This window comes from Isoptericola sp. NPDC057559 (assembly GCF_042801555.1).
Taxonomy (GTDB): Bacteria; Actinomycetota; Actinomycetes; order Actinomycetales; family Cellulomonadaceae; genus Isoptericola.
The window spans coordinates 89845-108676 of the sequence record NZ_JBHVFQ010000012.1 but is presented as its reverse complement, the minus strand read 5'-3'; the positions used below and the strand labels follow the sequence as shown (position 1 = coordinate 108676).

The following is an 18832-nucleotide window of genomic DNA, read 5'->3' as shown; positions in this document are numbered from 1 at the left end:
GAGCAACGCCGGGCCCCGGCGCCGCCTCAGGCCGGGCGGACCCCCCGGTGCAGGGCGACGACGCCGCCGGCGAGGTTGCGGTACGACACCCGCTCCCACCCGGCGGCGAGGAGCCGGCGGCCGAGCGCGGCCTGGTCGGGCCAGGCGCGGATCGACTCCGCCAGGTAGTCGTACGAGCCCCGGTCGCGGGTCACGGCGCCCGCCACCACGGGCAGCGCCCGCATCAGGTACTCCTGGTACACGACGCGGAACGGCGCCCAGGTGGGCGTGGAGAACTCGCAGACGACGACCCGCCCGCCGGGCCGCACGACCCGCAGCATCTCGTGCAGCGCGGCGTCCGTGTCGACCACGTTGCGCAGCCCGAAGCTGATCGTCACGGCGTCGAACGCGCCGTCGGCGAACGGCAGCCGGGTGGCGTCGCCCGCGACGAACGAGAGGTCGGGGCGGCGCGCCTTGCCCACCGTGAGCATGCCGAGGCTGAAGTCGGAGGGGACGACGAGCGCGCCGTCGGCGGCGAACGGCTCGCTGGACGTGCCGGTGCCGGCCGCCAGGTCGAGCACCTTCTCGCCGGGGACGGCGGCGACGGCCTCGACGACGGCCCGGCGCCAGCGGCGGTCCTGCCCGAGAGAGACGAGGTCGTTGACGAGGTCGTAGCGCCGCGCGATGCCGTCGAACATGGACGCGACCTCGGCGGGCTTCTTCTCCAGGCTGGCGCGCGACATGGACGTCATCGTCGCACGGCGGCCCGCACGACCCGCGCGACCCGTTGACGGCGCCGCGCGCCTCGCCTAGCGTCCGGGTCGAGGACGGCGTGCGGCCGTGGCTCCCTGGATCGGCAGACAGGCCCACTGAGCCGGCGCGACGCGGCGCCGGTCCCAGGACGCCGCCGTCAGGAGGCACCGATGAGCACCTGGATCAAGAACCCGCTGGCCGTCTTCACCGCGGACGACTCCCCCGAGGCGCCCGACGCGCGCGGCGGCGTCGTCGTGGACGACGGCGTGATCACCGAGCTGGTCGCCGCCGGCGGGACCCCCGCCACCACGGTCGACGAGACGTTCGACGCGTCGGAGCACGTGGTCACGCCCGGCCTGATCAACACGCACCACCACTTCTACCAGACCCTCACCCGGGCCTGGGGGCCCGTCGCGGACGCCGAGCTGTTCCCCTGGCTGGTCAACCTGTACCCGGTGTGGGCGCGCCTCACGCCGCGCGCCCACGAGCTCGCGACGAAGGTCGCGCTGACCGAGCTGCTGCTGTCCGGCTGCACGACCGCCGCGGACCACCACTACGTCTTCCCCGCGGGCCTGGACGACGCGATCGACATCCAGGTCGCGGCGGTCCGCGAGCTCGGGATGCGGGCGACGCTCACGCGCGGCTCGATGACGCTCGGCACGGACGACGGCGGCCTGCCGCCGCAGTCCGTGGTGCAGGACGCCGACACGATCCTGGCGGACTCCGAGCGCCTGGTCGCGGCCTACCACGAGCGCGGCCCGGGGGCGCGGGTCCAGATCGCGCTGGCGCCGTGCTCGCCGTTCTCGGTGACGACGCAGAACATGCAGGACACGGCCGAGCTGGCCACCCGCCTCGACGTGCGCCTGCACACCCACCTCGCCGAGACGATCGACGAGGAGGACTTCCTCCGCGAGCGCTTCGGCATGCGCACCGTCGACTACCTGGAGTCGGTGGGCTGGCTGACCGACCGCGCCTGGCTGGGCCACGGCATCCACTTCGACGACCAGGAGATCGCGCGCCTCGGCGCGGCGGGCACGGGCGTGGCGCACTGCCCGACGTCGAACATGCGGCTCGCGTCCGGCATCGCGCGCGTCCTGGAGCTCGAAGACGCGGGCGTGCCCGTCGGGCTCGGGGTCGACGGCTCGGCCTCGAACGACGCGTCGACGATGATCCTCGAGGCGCGCCAGGCCCTCTACCTGCAGCGCCTCAAATACGGCGCGTCGGTGCCGGTGGCGCGCGCCCTCGGGTGGGCGACCCGCGGCTCGGCCCGCGTGCTGGGCCGCGACGACCTCGGCGTGCTCGCCGTCGGCAGGCAGGCGGACCTCGCACTGTGGCGCCTGGACGAGCCGAGGTTCTCCGGCTCGCACGACCCGGTCGCCGCCCTCCTCCTGTGCGGCGCCGACCGCGCCGACCGCGTGATGGTCGGCGGCGACTGGCGCGTCGTCGACGGCGCGGTCGTCGACCTCGACCTGCCCGCGCTGCTCGCCGAGCACCGCGACGCCGCACGCCGCCTCGTCGCCGGCTGACACGCGGCGCCCCCCACCGCACACCGCACGAAGACCCCGATCCGCGATCCGGAAGGGGTTGACACAGATCACACTTTGCCGGTCGAATAGTGGAAGGCTTCTTCCACTAGCCGGAAGATAGACGACTCTGATAGCGAACAAGGAGGTCCGCTATGTCACGGTCCGCAACCACCCGGCCGGCGACCAGCCCGACCCGTCCCGAGGACGAGCGCCTGCCGCTCGGCGCCACGTTCGGGTACGGCTTCCAGCACGTCCTCACGATGTACGGCGGCATCATCGCCCCGCCGCTCATCGTCGGGAGCGCGGCCGGCCTGACCCCGGCCGAGATCGGGACGCTCGTCGCCGCCTCGCTGTTCATGGGCGGGCTCGCGACCGTCCTGCAGACGTGGGGCATCAAGTTCTTCGGCTCCCAGCTGCCGCTGGTGCAAGGGGTGTCGTTCGCCGGCGTGTCGACGATGGTCGCCATCGTGGGCGGCGGCGGCGGGATCCGGGCCGTGCTCGGCGCGGTGCTGGTCGCCTCCGCCATCGGGTTCCTCATCACGCCGTTCTTCGCGCAGATCATCCGGTTCTTCCCGCCGGTCGTCACCGGTGTCGTCATCACGACCATCGGCCTCACGCTGATGCCGGTGGCGGCGAACTGGGCGATGGGCGGCAACGCCGACGCACCCGACTACGGCTCGGTGGGGAACATCGGCCTCGCGTTCCTCACGTTCGCGATCGTCATCCTGCTGTCAAAGGTCGGCTCCGGCACGGTCTCGCGGCTGTCGATCCTCATCGCGATCGTGGCCGGCACGCTCATCGCCCTCGCGCTCGGCAAGGCCGACTTCGCCGGCGTGGGCGAGGGCCCGATCTTCGCCTTCCCCGCACCGTTCGCGTTCGGCACCCCGACCTTCGAGGTCGCCGCGATCGTGTCGATGCTCATCGTCATCCTCGTGACGCTCACGGAGACGACGGCGGACATCATCGCCGTCGGCGAGATCGTGGGCACCAAGGTCGACCGCAAGCGGATCGCCAACGGCCTGCGCGCCGACATGGCGTCGTCGGTCGTGTCGCCGGTGTTCGGCTCGTTCACGCAGTCCGCGTTCGCGCAGAACGTCGGCCTGGTCGCGATCACCGGCATCAAGTCGCGGTTCGTGGTGTCGGCCGGCGGCGCGATCCTCGTCGTCCTCGGCCTGCTCCCCATCCTGGGCCGCGTCGTGGCCGCCGTCCCGACCCCCGTGCTGGGCGGCGCCGGCGTCGTCCTGTTCGGTTCCGTCGCGGCGTCGGGCATCCGCACGCTCGCCAAGGTGGACTACAGCAACTCGATGAACCTCGTCATCGTGGCGGCGTCGATCTCGTTCGGCATGGTGCCGATCGCGAAGCCCGACTTCTACGACCAGTTCCCGACGTGGTTCGGCACGATCTTCCACTCGGGGATCAGCTCGGCCGCCCTGATGGCGATCCTGCTGAACATCCTGTTCAACCACATCAAGGCGGGCACGCCGGAGAACCCTTCGGTGTTCGTCAAGGGCACCGCGAGCAAGGCCGTCGACGACGACCAGCTCGAGGACCTGGCCGACGACGGAGTCCTCAACCGCTCGAACGAGCGGCGCGACGGCGCGTCCACCTCCTGACCCGCGCGGCGCGGGTGAGCAGCGCACCGTGAGCGGGGCGTGGCGGGCCTCCGGGCGTACCCTGGAGCCGATGTCCGCCACGCCCCTGCCGGCTCCGCGACCCCTCCCGGGCGCGGCCACCGGCACCACCCCGGATCCCGCGACCGAGCCCCTCGCGCTCCTGGTCCGCACCTCCCGGATCGACGACCTCCCCGGCGGCCTCACCGCCCTCGTCGACCTCCTGCCCGACGCCCGGCCGCTCAGCTGGGTGCGGCGCGGCGACGGCATCGTCGGCTGGGGCGAGGCCCTGCGGTTCGACACGTTCGGGCCCGGCCGGTTCGCCGACGCCGAGGCCGCCTGGCAGGCCACGCTCGCGCGCGCCGTCGTCCGCGACGAGGTGCACCTGCCCGGCACCGGCCCGGTCGCCTTCGGCACCTTCGCCTTCGACGACGCCGGCCAGCTCGACGACCAGGACGGCGACGACGTCGGTCACGGACGACCCGACGGATCCCTGGTGGTGCCGCGGGTCGTCGTGGGACGGCGCGGCGGCGTGACGTGGATGACCACCATCGCCCCCGGCGCGAGCATCGACGCCGCCCCCGGCACCGAGGCGCTGCGCCGGGAGCCCCGCACGGAGGTGCCCGCGCCGGGCCGCGTCCGGTTCTCCGACGGCGCCGTCGCGGCGGACGACTGGCCCGCGGTGGTGCGCGAGGGCGTGGCCCGCATCCAGTCGGGCGCGCTCGAGAAGGTGGTGCTCGCCCGCGACGTCCTCGCGACCACCGAGCACCCGCTGGACCCCCGGTGGCTGCTGCGCCGCCTCGCCGACCGGTACGAGGCCTGCTGGACGTTCTCCGTCTCCGGCATGGTCGGCGCCACCCCGGAGCTCCTGGTGCGCAGCGAGAAGGGGCTGGTCACCTCACGCGTGCTGGCCGGCACGATCCGTCGCGAGGCCGGGATGTCGGACGACGACGCCCTGCTGCACGCCGCGCAGCTCGCGCGCTCCTCCAAGGACCTCGAGGAGCACGAGTACGCCGTGCGCTCCGTGGCCCGCGCCCTGGAGCCCTTCTGCTCCTCGATGAACGTCCCCGACGCGCCGTTCGTGCTGCACCTTCCGAACGTCATGCACCTCGCGTCCGACGTCACGGGCGTCCTCGACCGCGTGGCGCCGGGCGGTGACGACCGGCCGCCGTCGTCCCTGACGCTCGCGGCCGCGCTGCACCCCTCGGCCGCCGTCTGCGGCACGCCGACCGTCGTCGCACGCGACCTCATCCGCGAGATCGAGGGCATGGACCGGTCCCGGTACGCCGGGCCCGTCGGCTGGGTCGGCGCGGACGGCGACGGCGAGTGGGGCATCGCGCTGCGCTCCGCGGAGCTCTCCCCCACCGACCCGCGGCACGTGCGCCTGTTCGCCGGGTGCGGCATCGTCTCCGCCTCCGACCCGGAGGCCGAGCTCGCCGAGTCCGAGGCCAAGCTCGTCCCCATGCGCTGGGCGCTCGGCGCGGACTGACCCGCCCGCTCCCCCGAGGCCGGGGGAGCACGAAGGGCGTCGAGGTGGTTCGCGTGCCGACGTGGGGCACGATGCCCACCCGCCGGCGCGAGCTACCTCGACGCCCTTCGGACCTCCTCGGCGGTCAGTCCTCCCAGACCTGCTCGCGGAAGTCGGACCAGACCTGGACGTCGGAGGTGGCGCCCATGAGGCCGATCCGCGCGTCCGTGAGGGCCAGCAGCATCTCGACCAGCGACGCGCCGCTGGTCAGCTGCTCCCCCAGCTCCGCCCAGTCGTCGCCGTCCGGGAGGTTCGCGTGGATGGAGGAGATGTACATCTGCGCGTTGCCCTGCATCGACACGTAGTCGGCGTCCGTGACCGTGCCGCCCAGCGTGCCGTCGTTGTCGGCGTACGTCTTGAGCCAGAACCCGGGCACCTTGACGGAGTCGACGGAGAGCCGCAGCGCGTCGCGCCGGGGGCCGTCGTTCGTCACCGGGACGTTGACGACGTCGATCCCGTTGATGCCCGTGAGCGGGAGCTGCAGGTCGCGCGTCTCGAGGTCGCCGTCGAGCGAGAAGGTGTTCGCGTCCTCGCGCTTCCCGCAGTCGCCCGGGAGCGAGACGTTGATGTCGTACTCGCCGCCGAACGTGATCCGCGCACACGGACCGAGCTCGAGGCGGGCCTCCTCCTGGACGGACTCCTTCGCCTCCTTCTCCGTCGGCTGCTCGCCGTCGGCCTTCTCGTCGGCCTTGTCGCCCTTCGCGTCCTTGCCGCCCGCCGCGTCACCGGCCGCGTCGGCGGTCGAGCCGCCGTCGGCTCCTTCGCCGGCGTCGGTCGCGGTGCCGTCGTCGGACGACGAGCCGCCAGGCTCCGTGGCGGCGCCCCCGTCGGTCGCCGTGCCGTCGTCGGTCGAGCCGGACCCGCCGGCGTCGCCCGTCGCCGAGGGCGACGGGCTGGGCGTCGCCTCCGGCTCGTCGGCGGTGCCGCAGATCCACTCGAGCCAGCCGAGCGGGTCCCAGCAGTCCGACGCGGTGCGCACCTGCGCCGGGACGACGGCGCCGGACTGGACCGCCGTCGCACCCGTGCTGCCGAGGGCGAGCACCACCACCGCGGCCGCGACGGCCGCGTGCCGTCCGCTCCGGGCCGGCTTCTCCTCGAAGGGCAGGAGCTCGGCGAGCGTGACCTCCTCGCCGTCGGCCCGCGGGTCGGCGGGCTCGACGCCCGCCTCGGGGGCGGGGTCCGCCGAGGGTGCGACCGCCTCGTCGTCGGAGGCCGTGGCCTCCTCGGGCCCCGCGGCGGTGCGCGGCATCCACGACACGGCGAGGATGCCGCCGACGACGCCCAGGATCATGCCGACCCCGAACCCGCCCAGGTTGACCGCCAGCAGGGAGTACACCGAGATCGCCAGCGTGATGACGCCGTAGAACACCCGGAACTGCGGCTGGGTCGTGACCAGCACCCCGAGGAGCACCAGGGCCACCGGGAGCAGCGTGGTCTGCATGCCCTCGATGCCGAGCTGGATCTCGAAATTGTCGAGCTGCAGCCGGCCGGAGAACCACAGCACCAGGCCGGCCAGGACCGCCAGCGTGCCGCCCCAGAAGGGCCGGCCGCTCCGCCAGGCGGCGAACCGCTGACGGCGGGTCGCGGCCGGCGCCTCGGGGGTCGAGGTGTTCTCGTCGCTCACGCGGACTCCTCCATGGCTCCGGGGCGGCTCAGAAGCACTCGGTGCCGTCGGAGATCTTCAGGTGCAGGTCGGTGAGCTTGAAGACCGCGGCCGACGTGCTCGACGAGACCTGCTTGAGGTTCTGGATGTCGATGGCGTCGGAGTCCATGGCGAAGTCGCCCTTGCTCCCGTGCTCCTTGGTGTTCACCGTCGAGGCGTCCACGCCGATGCGGATCTGGTTGAACGTCGCGGTGCCGCGCAGGTCGCTCATGCCGATCTGGAGGTCCGTGGCCTTCACCGGGTTCTTCGGGTTGGTGCCCGCCGAGATGAGCAGGCCCAGCGGCATGCCGGGCACCTTCACCGACTGGCAGAGGTTGTGCAGCGTCGCGTCCTTGATGTTCGCGATCGCGACCGGCTGCGCCTTGCCGTCGGCGTCCTTGGCCTGGCCGGCGTACTGCGAGAAGCCGGTGCCCTCGAGGGAGTCCGCGGCGATCTTGAACTGCTGGCCCGAGATGGCCATCGACACGGGCACCGCTCCCTGGGCGACGCCGCCCATGAGGACACCGATGACCGCGACCGTCGGGACCGCGGCGAGCATGGCACGGCCTCGGCGCGTGCGCGTCAGTGCGCTGAGCTTCATTTCCCCTCCACAGACGACATGGCGACCCCTGTGTCGCCGACGAGTGGCGACGGTACGCCCCTTACTGAGGCGCCGTCAATAGAACCCCAGCGGCATGTGCCGGCCCGGGTCCCGGCACGCCCACGACCTCACGGAACGGTCATATGCTCTGGTCATGGCAGCCGCGCGACGCACCCGGATGAGCCCCGACGAACGTCGGCAGCAGCTCGTCGCCCTGGGTGTCGCGGCCCTCGCCGACCGGCCGCTGGAGGCCGTCACCGTCGAGGACCTCGCGGCCCAGGCGGGCGTCTCCCCCGGCCTCGTGCACTACTACTTCGGCAACCGCCAGGGCCTGCACTCCGCCATCGTCCGCACCGCGCGCGACGCCATGCTGCACGCGACCCAGCCACGCCCCGAGCTGCCGCCCCGCGAGCGCCTGCGCGACACCCTGGACCGGTTCGTGGAGTTCGTGCACGACCACGACGCGACCTTCTACTCCCTGGTGCGCGGCGCGGCCTCCGGCGACGAGGAGGTGCGCACCACGGTGCAGCACGCCCGCGACGTCCTCGCCGGCCACCTGCGCGACGCCTTCCAGGAGATCGGCGTCTCCCCGAGCCCCCTGCTCGACGTGGCCCTCCACGCCTGGATCTCGTTCGCCGAGCAGGCTCTCGTGGAGGCCGCGACCGACCCCCGCATCCCTCCGTCGGACCTCGCCGACTTCCTCGAGCGCAGCGCCCTGGGCGTCCTCGCCGCCCTGCGGCCGACGCCCGCCACCGCCGGCTGACCCCGCCGGCCGCGACGTCGACGCGGCGCCGGGCACGGCAAAGCCCCGCGGGCCGCGACGGGGAGGGGGAGGTGGTCGCGGGCCCGCGGGGCTGTCTGTGGTCCGGTCAGCTGCCGTTGCCGCCCTGGAGGAGATCCTGCAGCCAGCTCGGCAGGCTGCCCGGGTCGGTCGATCCGGAGCCGTCGCCCTGGCTCTGGCCGCCCTGGTCCAGGCCGTCCTGTCCCTGCCCCTGGCCGTCCTGACCGTTCTGGCCGTCCTGACCGTCCTGGCCGTTCTGGCCGTTCTGGTCCTGGCCGCCCTGGCCGGTGGTCGACGACTCGTCCTTGACCGCCAGCGTGACGTCGACGGTCTGCGTCTTGCCGTCGCGGACGTAGGTCAGCGTCACCTTCTGGTCGGCCGCCTTCTCCCGCACGTACGCGGTGAGCGACTCGGCGCCGTTCACGGCGTTGTCGTCGATCGCGACGATGACGTCGCCCTGCTTGAGGCCGGCGTCGGCCGCCGGCGACCCGGAGGACACGTCGATCACCTCGGCGCCGCGGCGCGTGACGCCGTCGGCCGTGGCCGTCGCGTCCTGCATCGTCACGCCCAGGAAGGCGTGCTGCGCCGTGCCGTCCTTGATCAGCTGGTCCGCGATGTTGGTCGCGAGGTCCACCGGGATGGCGAACCCGAGGCCGATCGAGCCCGACTGGCTGCTGCTCGAGCCGCCCGACAGGGTGGCGATCGACGACGTGATGCCGATGACCTGGCCCTGGGCGTTGAACAGCGGGCCGCCGGAGTTGCCCGGGTTGATCGCGGCGTCGATCTGGATCGCGTTGGTGACGACCTGCGTGCTGCCGTCCTCGCCCGAGGCCGACACCGGCCGGTCGAGCGCCGACACGATGCCCGTCGTGGCGGTGTTCGCCAGCCCCAGCGGGTTGCCGACGGCCAGCACGGCGTCGCCCACCTTGACCTCGTCGTTCGTGCCGAACGACGCCGGCTTCAGGTCGTCCGGCGGGTTCTTCAGCTGGACGACGGCCAGGTCGGTGGTGGGGTCGGTGCCCACGATGGTCGCCTCGAACAGGCGACCGTCGGACAGGGTGACCTGCACCGTGTCGTTCTGGGCGCCGGACACGACGTGGTTGTTGGTGAGGATGTGTCCCTTGTCGTCGTACACCACGCCCGATCCCTCGGCGCCGCCGGCCTGGCTCTGCACCTGGATCGCCACCACGGACGGGGCGACGGCCGTCGTGACGGCCTCCCAGTTCGGGTTGGTCGACGTCGAGTTCTTGACCGGTGCCTCGTCGGCCGACTGGTTCGACGACGAGCCGACGCTGGCCAGCGACGACGGGTTGCCCGCGTCGAACGCGCCGGTCGCGGCGGCGGTGCCGAGGCTCGCCAGGATGGCGGCCGCGACCGCGGCGACCGTCACCGGCACCCACACCGGGCGCTGGCGCTGCGCGGTCGCGCCGCCCTGAGGCCCGCCCTGGGACGGGTGCTGCGAGGTCGCGTACGGGTCACCGGGCCGGCCGTAGGGCTGGCCGGGCTGCTGGCCGTGCTGGCCGTGCTGGCCCTGCTGGGCCTGCTGGGCCTGCTGGGCCTGCTGCCCGTAAGGCTGCTGCTGACCGTACGGCTGCTGCTGGTGCTGCTGCTGCGCGTAGTACGGCGATCCGCCGGCCATCTGCCCGTAGCGCGGCTGCGGCGCCGCGGGCTGCTGGTGCGCCGCGGCCTGCTGCGCGGGCTGCTGCTGCGTGGGCTGCGGCGGCGTCGGCTGCTGCGCCGGGGTCGTCGGCAGCTGTTGGGTCGGCTGCACGGCGAGGTGCTGGGTGTCCTGCGAGGCCGGCTGCGGGGCGGCCTGCTCCGCGGCGCCCGGCTGCTCGGCCGGGTGCTCGGCGGGCTGGTTCGCGCTGCGGTTCGGCTCGTCGGCGCCCGACGGCTGCGGTGCGCCCGGGTTGTCGGTGCTCATGATGCCCTCCTCGATGTGTGCCCCTAGGACACCAGCCCATCCTGATGTGGTCCTTGAATCAACCTGAGAAGTTCCTGCGAATCATGTCGTAGCAGGTCAGAGAGTCGCACGGACCGCGGCCGCGACCTTCGCGGCCAGGTCCCTGGACTCCGCGAGGCGGTCGGCGCGCGGCACCCGCACCTCGATGACCTGGACGCCGCGGGTCGGCGCCTGCAGCGCGTGCCGCAGCGACCCGACGTCCAGCACCAGCTGGTGGTCGACCCCGTACCCCGCGCACAGCGGCCCGAGGCTCGCGCCGTGCGGCGTGCCGAAGACCCGCTCGAACGTGGCCGCGCCGTCGTCCGACGCCGCCAGCTCGCCGTGCTCGAGCGTGGCGAAGATCGACCCGCCGTCGTCGTTGACCACCACGATCTCGAGGTCGACCGGCGGCTCGTGCGGACCGCGCAGCAGCCCACCGACGTCGTGCAGGAACGTGAGGTCGCCGACCAGCGCCCGCGTGCGGCGGCCCTGGCGGGCGACCGCGTGCGCGACGCCGGTCGCGGTCGAGACCGTGCCGTCGATGCCGGCCAGGCCGCGGTTGGCGAGCACGTCCGGCAGGTCGCCCGCCTGCGGGTGGTCGAGCCCGAGGACGAGGTCGAGGTCGCGGACCGGGTTGGAGGACCCCACGACCAGGACGTCGTCCGGGCCGAGGACGGAGGCCACCGCCCGCGCGACGGCGAGCGCCGCGTGCCGCGACTCGTGGAGCCCGGACGCCAGGGCGTCGTCGCTCGTCGCCGCGGCCACGACGTCGGCCGCCGCCCGACCGGCGGCCTGCCAGCGCGCGAGGAAGCCGTCGTCGCTCCCGGACCTCGTCGCGGGCGACGACCATCGGTCGGCGAGCCGGGGCACGACGGCCTCCGCGTTCCGGGCGGCGTCCGGCCACGGTCCGCCGTCGGGCGCCACGACCGTGACCACGACGCCCGGCCGCCCCAGCAGCCGCTGCACGGGCCGCGACAGCGTGGGGCGGCCGAAGACGACCACGTGCTCCACGTCCTGGACCAGCTCCGCGACCCCCAGCACCGAGCGGTACGCGGCGACGGCGTTCGGGCCTCCGCACGCCCCGGAGGACGGCTCGGCGAGGAGCGGCCAGCCCTGCGCCTCCGCGACGGCGCGCGCGTCCGGCCCGGCGCCGTCTCCCGCCACGACGAGCGTGCGGGCGGGGTCGCCCTGCAGGGCCGGGTCGCTCCCCGGTCCGGGGGCGGGCGGGACGACGGTCGTGCGGCGGAAGCCCTCGGGCCACGTCTCCTCGGGCGGGAGCGGGGACAGCGGGGCGGGCGGGTGCAGCGGGTCGCGGAACGCGAGGTTGACCTGGACGGGGCCGGGGTGGCGGTCGCGCAGCCCCTGGGCCGCGACGAGCGCGCGACCGAGCGTGCCGAGCAGGTCGCGCACCTCGCCGTCGCGTCCGTCCGGGGCGGGCACGTCGACGGCGTACCGGACGGCGGTGCCGAAGATCCCCACCTGGTCGGTGGTCTGCGAGGCGCCGGTGCCGCGGAGCTCGTGGGGCCGGTCGGCGGTGAGCAGCACCAGCGGCACGCCCGTGTGGTGCGCCTCCAGGACCGCCGGGTGGAGGTTGGCCACCGCGGTCCCGGACGTCGTCACGACGGCCACCGGGCGCGTCACCTCGACCGGCGTTCCGCCGGCGTGCCGCAGCAGGGGCTCGCTGCCCCGCGCGAGGCCGAGCGCCAGGAACCCGGCGGACCGCTCGTCGACGCGCACGTGCAGTGTGAGCCACCGCCGCTCGGCCGCCTCGGCCAGGGCGTACGCGAGCGGCGCGGACCGCGAGCCCGGCGCCAGGACGACGTCGTGCACGCCCTGCTGCACGAGGTCGGCGACCACGGCCCGCGCGGCGACGACCGACGGCGGCAGGGCAGCGCTCATGCGGCCTCCTCGAGGAGCGCGGCGAGGCGCCCGTAGCGGGCGAGCCAGCGGTCGCGGGTCCCGGGATCGGCCTCGGCGTCCGCGAACGCGTCGGCGTCGGGCGCGGGTCGCCGGACCGGCAGGGCGCCGTCGACAGGGAGCAGGGGCTCGGCCACGACGTCGTGCACCAGCAGCTGCGAGGTCGCCAGGCCGCACGCGTACGGCAGGTCGGGCAGCGCGGCCGCGAGCGCCACCCCGGCCGCGAGGCCCACGGACGACTCCAGCGCCGACGACACCACGACGGGGAGCCCCACCTGCTCGGCGAGGTCGAGGCAGGCGCGCACGCCGCCGAGCGGCTGGACCTTGAGCACGACGACGTCCGCGGCGTCCTCGCGCACCACGCGCAAGGGGTCGGCGACGCGGCGGATCGACTCGTCCGCGGCGACCGGGACGGGCGCGCGCAGCCCGCGGCGCACGGCCGCCAGGTCGGGGACGGTGGCACACGGCTGCTCCACGTACTCCAGGCCGCCGGCGGCGGCGTCGAGCACGGGGATGCGGGCCAGCGCCTCGGCGGTGGACCAGCCCCCGTTCGCGTCCACGCGGACCGCGCCGACGCCCGGGCCGTGCAGCTCGTCGAGCGCGGCGCGGACCGCGGCGACGCGCGCCTCCTCCTCGGCGAGCGGCTCGAGGGGCCCGGGCCGGCCGCCCGCGACGGGGCCCCGCTGGGCGACCTTCACCTTGGCGGTGCGGCAGCCGCCGGACGCGAGCACGATCTCGCGGGCCCGCTCGGGGCCGACGGCGGGCACGGTGACGTTGACGGGAACCCGGTCGCGCACGGGGGCGGGGAAGCCGACGTCGGCGGCCTCGCGCGCGGCGCGCAGCCACGTCGCGGACTCCACGTCGTCGTAGTCCCAGAAGGGGGACAGCTCGCCCCAGCCGGCGTCGCCCCGCAGCAGCAGGCCGTCGCGGACGTCGAGGCCCCGGAACCGGGTGGTCAGCGGGGTGCGGTACACCAGTTCACGGAGGAGCTGCACGCGTTCAGGTTACGCGGCGCGCGCGCCGGGACGCCGGGTGGCCCCGTCCGCGGGGACGCTCCGGTCAGTCGGTGAACTCCGTCAGACCCGGCTCGAACGACAGCGGGCTGGGAGCGGGGCGTCCACCGATGCGCTGCGCGTCGCGGCGGACCGTCTCGGCGTCGTACACGAAGATCTCGTGCGCCACGTCCTCCGGGTCGACCACGTCGTCGTCGGGTTCCCGCGTGCTCATGCCTCCAGGGTGCGCCCCGGGAGCACCCAGGACCAGGATGACGTCGGGCGCGCCGCGACCCCGTTCGTCGCGACCGTCAGAGCCAGACCGTCGCCAGCCAGGCCGCGAGCCCGCCCAGCACGAGCAGGCCGACGTTGAGCCAGATCGCCCCGGCCTCCCGACGCGAGGTGCAGCGTGGTGGCCCCGACCTGCAGCGCGACGAGGCCGACGGCGGCGACGAGCGCGAGCCATGGCGCCACGCCCGTCAAGGGCGGCACGACGAGGCCGACCACGCCCAGTAGCTCGAGCGCACCGATCGTCCGGATCAGGCCCAGCGGCAGGTCGTCGACCCACGCCATCATCGGGCGCAGCCGGTCGCGGCTCTGCGCGACCTTCTTCCCCCCGGAATAGAGGTAGACGACGGCGAGCAGTGCGACGACGACCCAGTAGGCGACGGCCATGACGAGCTCCTTGGTTACGCTTGGTAAGTGGCCCCATGATGAGTCCGTGGGGCAGAGCTCACAAAAGGCACACCCGTGTGCGTGACGGCCAGGGAGGTCCACATGTCGTCGTACGAGAAGGCCTGCCTGATCCGGGGGGACGGCGGCCGGACCATCCGCGCGGTGCTCGACCGCGTGGCGGACAAGTGGAGCCTGCTCGTCATCGCCACCCTCGACGGCGGCTCGCTCCGCTTCACCGAGCTCCAGCGAAGCGTCTCCGGAATCTCCCAGCGCATGCTCACGCGCACGCTGCGCGGGCTCGAACGCGACGGGCTCGTGCGGCGCACCGTGCACGCCGAGGTGCCGCCGCGTGTCGAGTACGACCTCACCGCCACGGGCCGCACCCTGATCGGTCCCGCCGTCACGCTCGCCGAGTGGGCCGTCGAGCACAACCCCGAGATCGAGCGGCATCACGCCGAGTACGACCGCCGCCACGCGTCCGGCGAGCCGGCGGCGCCCTGACCCCGCCGCCGTCGCCGGCCCGAGGCTAGGGTGACGCCGTGAGCAGCGCACCACTCCCCCGGCCCGTGTCCCAGACCTTCGACCCCGCCCGCTGGCGCGAGGTCGCCGGGTTCGAGGGGCTCACCGACCTCACGTACCACCGCGGGGTGGAGCGTGACGCGGACGGTGCCGTCGTGCGCGACCTGCCGGTGGTGCGCGTCGCCTTCGACCGGCCCGAGGTGCGCAACGCCTTCCGCCCGCACACCGTCGACGAGCTGTACCGCGTCCTCGACCATGCCCGCATGACGTCCGACGTCGGCACCGTGCTGCTCACGGGCAACGGGCCGTCGCCGAAGGACGGCGGCTGGGCGTTCTGCTCCGGCGGCGACCAGCGCATCCGCGGCCGGTCCGGCTACCAGTACACGACGGCCGAGGACGGCGGCGGCGAGCAGCACGGCGCGGACGCCGTCGACCCCGCCCGCGCCGGTCGGCTGCACATCCTGGAGGTGCAGCGCCTCATCCGCACCATGCCCAAGGTGGTCGTCGCCGTCGTGGACGGCTGGGCCGCGGGCGGCGGGCACTCCCTGCACGTCGTGGCGGACCTCTCGATCGCCTGCCGGGAGCACGCGCGGTTCAAGCAGACCGACGCGGACGTCGGCTCGTTCGACGGCGGCTACGGCTCGGCGTACCTCGCGCGCCAGGTGGGCCAGAAGCGGGCACGGGAGATCTTCTTCCTCGCCCGCGAGTACTCCGCGGACGACGCCGAGCGCTGGGGCGGCGTCAACGAGGTGGCCGAGCACGCCGACCTCGAGGACCTCGCGATCGAGTACGCGCGGACCATCGCGGGCAAGTCCCCGCAGGCCGTGCGGATGCTGAAGTTCGCGTTCAACCTCGCCGACGACGGCCTCATGGGCCAGCAGGTGTTCGCCGGCGAGGCCACCCGCCTGGCCTACCTCACGGACGAGGCCGTCGAGGGTCGCGACGCCTTCCTCGAGAAGCGCGACCCCGACTGGTCGCGCTTCCCGTACGCCTTCTGACGGCCGACCCTGCGGGGGCTGCCGGCGCCCGTCGCCGGTAGCCTCCGGACATGCCGCCCAGGTTCCGTCGCCACGAGCCGATGTCGACGTTCGAGCTCGTGCCGGACGACGAGCGGGAGGACGACGGCCGCCCCGGCCCGGCGGGTGACGACGCCCCCGACGCGGCCCCGCTGCGGCACCGCGCCGCCGAGCGCTGGCGCGGGCTCTCCCGCCGTGGGCGCGTCCTGGTCGCGGGGTCGGCCGCCGTCGTCGTGGTCGCCGTGGCCGCCGCCGCCGTGGTCCCCGGGATGCTCGAGGCCCGCGCCGAGCGCCTGCGCGCCGACGCCGCGCGGGGCCTGCCCGGCGTCGTCACCGACCTGACCGAGCCGCTCGCCGAGACGTGGAAGGTGGCGGCCGGGGAGGGGGGTGTCGCCGTCCTCGCCGACGGCGTGCTGCTCACCTCCGAGGGCACGGTCCTCACCGGGATCGACTCCGGCACCGGCACGGAGATCTGGCAGCAGGACGTCGGGGAGAACCCGACCTGCGCGCCCGGACAGACGTTCGGGCCGCGCGGCGCACTCCCGGCGGAGCGCGTCGTGTGCTTCGGCGGCCCCGACCGCAGCCGCGTCGTCACCGTGCTCGACGCCGCGGGCACCGTCGTCGGCACGCGGGACCTGGACGGCGTGGGAGACCCTCTCGTCGGGGTCGCCTCCACCGAGCCGCAGGCGTGGCCGGCGGCGGACGGGACGATCGCCGTCGTCGCCCCCCTGACCGCCGTCACCGTGCCGAAGCCCGACGACAACTCCCCGGACGCCCTCGTGCGCGCCCTGCGCGGCGCGGGGTGGGCCGACCCCACCCTGCGGCTCGAGGACGCGCTCACCGGCGAGACCGTCGCCGAGGCCACGGTGCGGCTGCTGAACGACCAGCTCGAAGGCTGCGAGCGCTACGAGGAGCACGACGGCAAGGTCACCGTGGAAGCCGTGCCGTGGGTCGACACGTCGGCCACCTGGACCAACCTCTACGTCTGCGGCGGGGGCGTCAGCGTCGCCGCCGACGGCGCGGTGCGCGACCTCGCCACGGCCGGAGGCGCTCCCGAGACCCTGCCCGGAGGGGGCACCGTGGTTCCCGGCGAGAGCAGCAGCACCTACTACGACGCCGCCGGGGACGAGGTCGCCACGGTGCCCGGCTGGCCCCTCCCGCCGCCGGTCGACACCGACCCCGACGGCGCGTTCCTCTCGCTGGAGGGCCCTGCGCAGGACGAGGCCGGCCTCGGTGTGGACAGCGGGGCCGCCACGGGGGACGGCGGCAGCGGCCTCCGCCTCACGGCGTCCGGCCGCGACGGCAGCGCGCTGTGGTCGGTGCCGACCGAGGGCTTCCCGTCGGTGGCGGCACGGGTGGCCGGCACGGTCGTGGTCACGGACGACGCCCGGGTCTTCGCCGTCGACGCCGCGACCGGAGCCGAGCGCTGGTCGCTCGACGACACCCTCGAGCGCGACGACCAGGGTGTGGGCGAACAGGTCGACGGCGTCGTCACCGACGGCACCCGCGTGCTGCTCGCGATCTCCGACGAGACCGGCTCCGACCCGCGGCTGCTGGCCCTCGACGCCCGCGACGGCCGCACCGTCTGGCAGGCGGACCTCCGGGGGAACCTGGGCACGCTCGTCGCCGTCGACGGGCACGTGGTGATGATCTCGGGCACCGGGACGGGCGCCCGCGGCCTCGGCTGAGCAGGGTCGATACCCTCCCTCCATGCCGCCGAGGTTCCGTCGCCCCGAGCCGATGACCACGTTCGAGCTCGTGCCCGACGACGAGCGCGAGCCCGACGACCTGCCCGGCATGCCCGACCCCGACGACGACCGGCCCCGCCGCCTCGCCGCGCTCCGCGACCGCGCCGTCACACGATGGCGGCGCCTGTCCCGACGCAGCCGTGCCACGATCGCCGCGTCCACCGCCGTCGTCCTGCTCGCCGCGACCACCGCCGCCGTCGGCCCCGGCGTGCTCGACGCCCACGACCAGCGCCAGCGCGCCGACGCCGTCCGCGGCCTGCCCGGCGCCGTCGACGACCTGTCGGAGCCGGTCGCCCCGACCTGGTCGCTGCCCGGGGGCTCGGACCTGGAAGCCGTGCTCCCGGACGGGGTGCTCGTCGCCGGTGACGGGCGAGGCGTCACCGCGGTGGACGCCGGCACCGGCGAGACGGTCTGGGAGCACCCGCTCGACGGGGGCGGCAGGTGCGGGACCTCTCCCGCCTTCCGGACCGAGATGCCGGTGACCGTGGAGACAGTCGCCTGCGTCAGCGACGACGCATCCACCGTGACCGTCCTCGACGCGGTGGGCGCCGTGGTCGCCGAGCGCGAGCTGGACTGGGACGGCCTCACCCCGCCCGACGCCGCCCCCGGCGACCGACAGGCGTGGCCGGCGGCGGGCGGGGCCGTCGCGCTGCTCGACACCCGCACCGACGGCACGTCCTCCGTCGAGTGGCAGGAGGGGGACGACCCTGCGGCCGCGCTGCGGAGCCTGCGCGCCGCGGGCTGGCACGACCCGACCCTGCGGCTCGAGGACGCCCTGACCGGCGAGGTCCGCGCCGAGGTCACGGTCGTGCTGAGCCCCGAGGACCTCGCGGGGTGCGGCTCCGTCGTCGAGGAGGCGGGCGAGTCGCGCCTGACCCCCGACGCCTGGGTCATGACCGCGCCCACCTACACCGTCCTCAGCGTGTGCGAGGTCCACCGCGTCCTCACGACGACCGGGGCGGAGATCGAGGGCGACGACGTCGCGACGTCGATCTCCTCGATCGCCGAGGGCGGCTATCTCGTGCCCGGCGACACCAGCACGCTGCTCGACGCCGACGGCACGGTCCGGTCGACGGTCGACGGGTGGGTCCTGACGCCCGCCCTGGACACGGAGCCCGGCGGTCCCGTGCTCGCCCTGCGCGCCGGCACGGACGGTGACGGCACGGCGCTCGTCGCCGTCGGCGAGGAGGACGAGGCGCTGTGGGCCCACCCGATCACGATGCTCACCCTGCCCCTCGCGCGGGTCGGGGACACGCTCGTCGTCGTGGACGAGACGTCGGTCGCCGGTCTCGACGCCGCCACCGGGGAGGAGCGGTGGCGCCTGGCCGATCTGCTCTCCGACAGTCCCGAGGCCGGGGAGTACGTCACCGGGACCGCGACCGACGGCACGCGGCTGCTCCTGGCGATCCCGTCGCCCACGGCCCAGGACGCCGAGACCGGCGAGACGCGGTCCGGCTTCCGCCTGGTCGCCGTGGACCTCCGGGACGGCACGATCGCGTGGGAGTCGCGCGCCGACGACCACGACCTGTGGGGCATGTACGCGGTGGGCGGCCACCTCGTGACCGGCGGCGAGACCGTGTCCGGGCTGGGCTGAGGGCTGGGC

The 18832-nt window shown here is 74.7% G+C and carries 16 protein-coding genes; 8 read left to right on the top strand and 8 right to left on the bottom strand.

Features of this window, described 5'->3' with window-relative positions; genetic code table 11:
* Nucleotides 1–26: 26 nt before the first annotated feature.
* Nucleotides 27–722: a demethylmenaquinone methyltransferase gene (locus ACFU5J_RS13200; RefSeq protein ID WP_430574504.1), complete on the bottom strand. Its 696-nt coding sequence runs from the start codon at nt 720–722 to the stop codon at nt 27–29.
* Between the two features lie 180 nt (nt 723–902).
* Between ACFU5J_RS13200 and ACFU5J_RS13195 the strand changes: the two genes are divergently transcribed.
* From ACFU5J_RS13195 to ACFU5J_RS13185, 3 genes are all read left to right on the top strand, one after another.
* Complete coding sequence (locus tag ACFU5J_RS13195; protein WP_430578998.1) at nt 903–2258, top strand: 8-oxoguanine deaminase; 1356 nt, start codon at nt 903–905, stop codon at nt 2256–2258.
* Between the two features lie 152 nt (nt 2259–2410).
* The gene (locus ACFU5J_RS13190; protein WP_430578997.1) at nt 2411–3871 is read left to right on the top strand and encodes a nucleobase:cation symporter-2 family protein; all 1461 of its coding nucleotides are present in this window, start codon (nt 2411–2413) and stop codon (nt 3869–3871) included.
* A gap of 70 nt (nt 3872–3941) precedes the next feature.
* Entirely contained in the window at nt 3942–5357 is a 1416-nt protein-coding gene (locus ACFU5J_RS13185; RefSeq protein WP_430574501.1) for an isochorismate synthase MenF, read from the top strand.
* A 124-nt stretch (nt 5358–5481) separates the two neighbouring features.
* Here the strand turns inward: ACFU5J_RS13185 and ACFU5J_RS13180 are convergent, their stop codons facing one another.
* A complete protein-coding gene (locus ACFU5J_RS13180; RefSeq protein ID WP_430578996.1) occupies nt 5482–7020 on the bottom strand; it encodes a DUF6114 domain-containing protein in 1539 nt (512 codons plus the stop codon).
* Nucleotides 7021–7048: 28 nt separating this feature from the next.
* A complete protein-coding gene (locus ACFU5J_RS13175; protein WP_430574499.1) occupies nt 7049–7639 on the bottom strand; it encodes a DUF6230 family protein in 591 nt (196 codons plus the stop codon).
* A gap of 154 nt (nt 7640–7793) precedes the next feature.
* Between ACFU5J_RS13175 and ACFU5J_RS13170 the strand changes: the two genes are divergently transcribed.
* Complete coding sequence (locus ACFU5J_RS13170) at nt 7794–8402, top strand: TetR/AcrR family transcriptional regulator (protein WP_430574498.1); 609 nt, start codon at nt 7794–7796, stop codon at nt 8400–8402.
* A gap of 106 nt (nt 8403–8508) precedes the next feature.
* Here ACFU5J_RS13170 and ACFU5J_RS13165 read toward each other — a convergent pair whose 3' ends face one another.
* From ACFU5J_RS13165 to ACFU5J_RS13145, 5 genes are all read right to left on the bottom strand, one after another.
* The gene (locus tag ACFU5J_RS13165) at nt 8509–10344 is read right to left on the bottom strand and encodes a S1C family serine protease (protein WP_430578995.1); all 1836 of its coding nucleotides are present in this window, start codon (nt 10342–10344) and stop codon (nt 8509–8511) included.
* Between the two features lie 96 nt (nt 10345–10440).
* Nucleotides 10441–12261 (bottom strand): 2-succinyl-5-enolpyruvyl-6-hydroxy-3-cyclohexene-1-carboxylic-acid synthase, encoded by a 1821-nt coding sequence (menD, locus tag ACFU5J_RS13160; RefSeq protein ID WP_430578994.1) that lies wholly within the window; start codon nt 12259–12261, stop codon nt 10441–10443.
* A complete protein-coding gene (locus ACFU5J_RS13155; RefSeq protein WP_430578993.1) occupies nt 12258–13274 on the bottom strand; it encodes an o-succinylbenzoate synthase in 1017 nt (338 codons plus the stop codon). Before ACFU5J_RS13155 ends, menD begins: the two co-directional genes overlap by 4 nt.
* A gap of 64 nt (nt 13275–13338) precedes the next feature.
* A complete protein-coding gene (locus ACFU5J_RS13150; protein WP_430574494.1) occupies nt 13339–13506 on the bottom strand; it encodes a hypothetical protein in 168 nt (55 codons plus the stop codon).
* Nucleotides 13503–13946 carry a DoxX family protein gene (locus ACFU5J_RS13145; protein WP_430578992.1) on the bottom strand — a complete coding sequence of 148 codons (444 nt, stop codon included), beginning with the start codon at nt 13944–13946 and terminating at the stop codon, nt 13503–13505. The genes ACFU5J_RS13150 and ACFU5J_RS13145 overlap by 4 nt, the downstream gene beginning before the upstream one ends.
* Before the next feature lie 102 nt (nt 13947–14048).
* Here ACFU5J_RS13145 and ACFU5J_RS13140 point away from each other — a divergent pair, with 102 nt between their 5' ends.
* From ACFU5J_RS13140 to ACFU5J_RS13125, 4 genes are read left to right on the top strand one after another with little or no spacing between them, the layout of a single operon-like run.
* Nucleotides 14049–14447, top strand: a complete 399-nt coding sequence (locus ACFU5J_RS13140) for a winged helix-turn-helix transcriptional regulator (protein WP_430574492.1) — start codon at nt 14049–14051, stop codon at nt 14445–14447.
* A gap of 38 nt (nt 14448–14485) precedes the next feature.
* Nucleotides 14486–15463: a 1,4-dihydroxy-2-naphthoyl-CoA synthase gene (locus ACFU5J_RS13135; protein WP_430578991.1), complete on the top strand. Its 978-nt coding sequence runs from the start codon at nt 14486–14488 to the stop codon at nt 15461–15463.
* Nucleotides 15464–15513: 50 nt separating this feature from the next.
* A complete protein-coding gene (locus tag ACFU5J_RS13130) occupies nt 15514–17169 on the top strand; it encodes a PQQ-binding-like beta-propeller repeat protein (RefSeq protein WP_430578990.1) in 1656 nt (551 codons plus the stop codon).
* Nucleotides 17170–17191: 22 nt separating this feature from the next.
* The gene (locus ACFU5J_RS13125; RefSeq protein WP_430578989.1) at nt 17192–18823 is read left to right on the top strand and encodes a PQQ-binding-like beta-propeller repeat protein; all 1632 of its coding nucleotides are present in this window, start codon (nt 17192–17194) and stop codon (nt 18821–18823) included.
* The last annotated feature ends 9 nt before the right edge of the window (nt 18824–18832 follow it).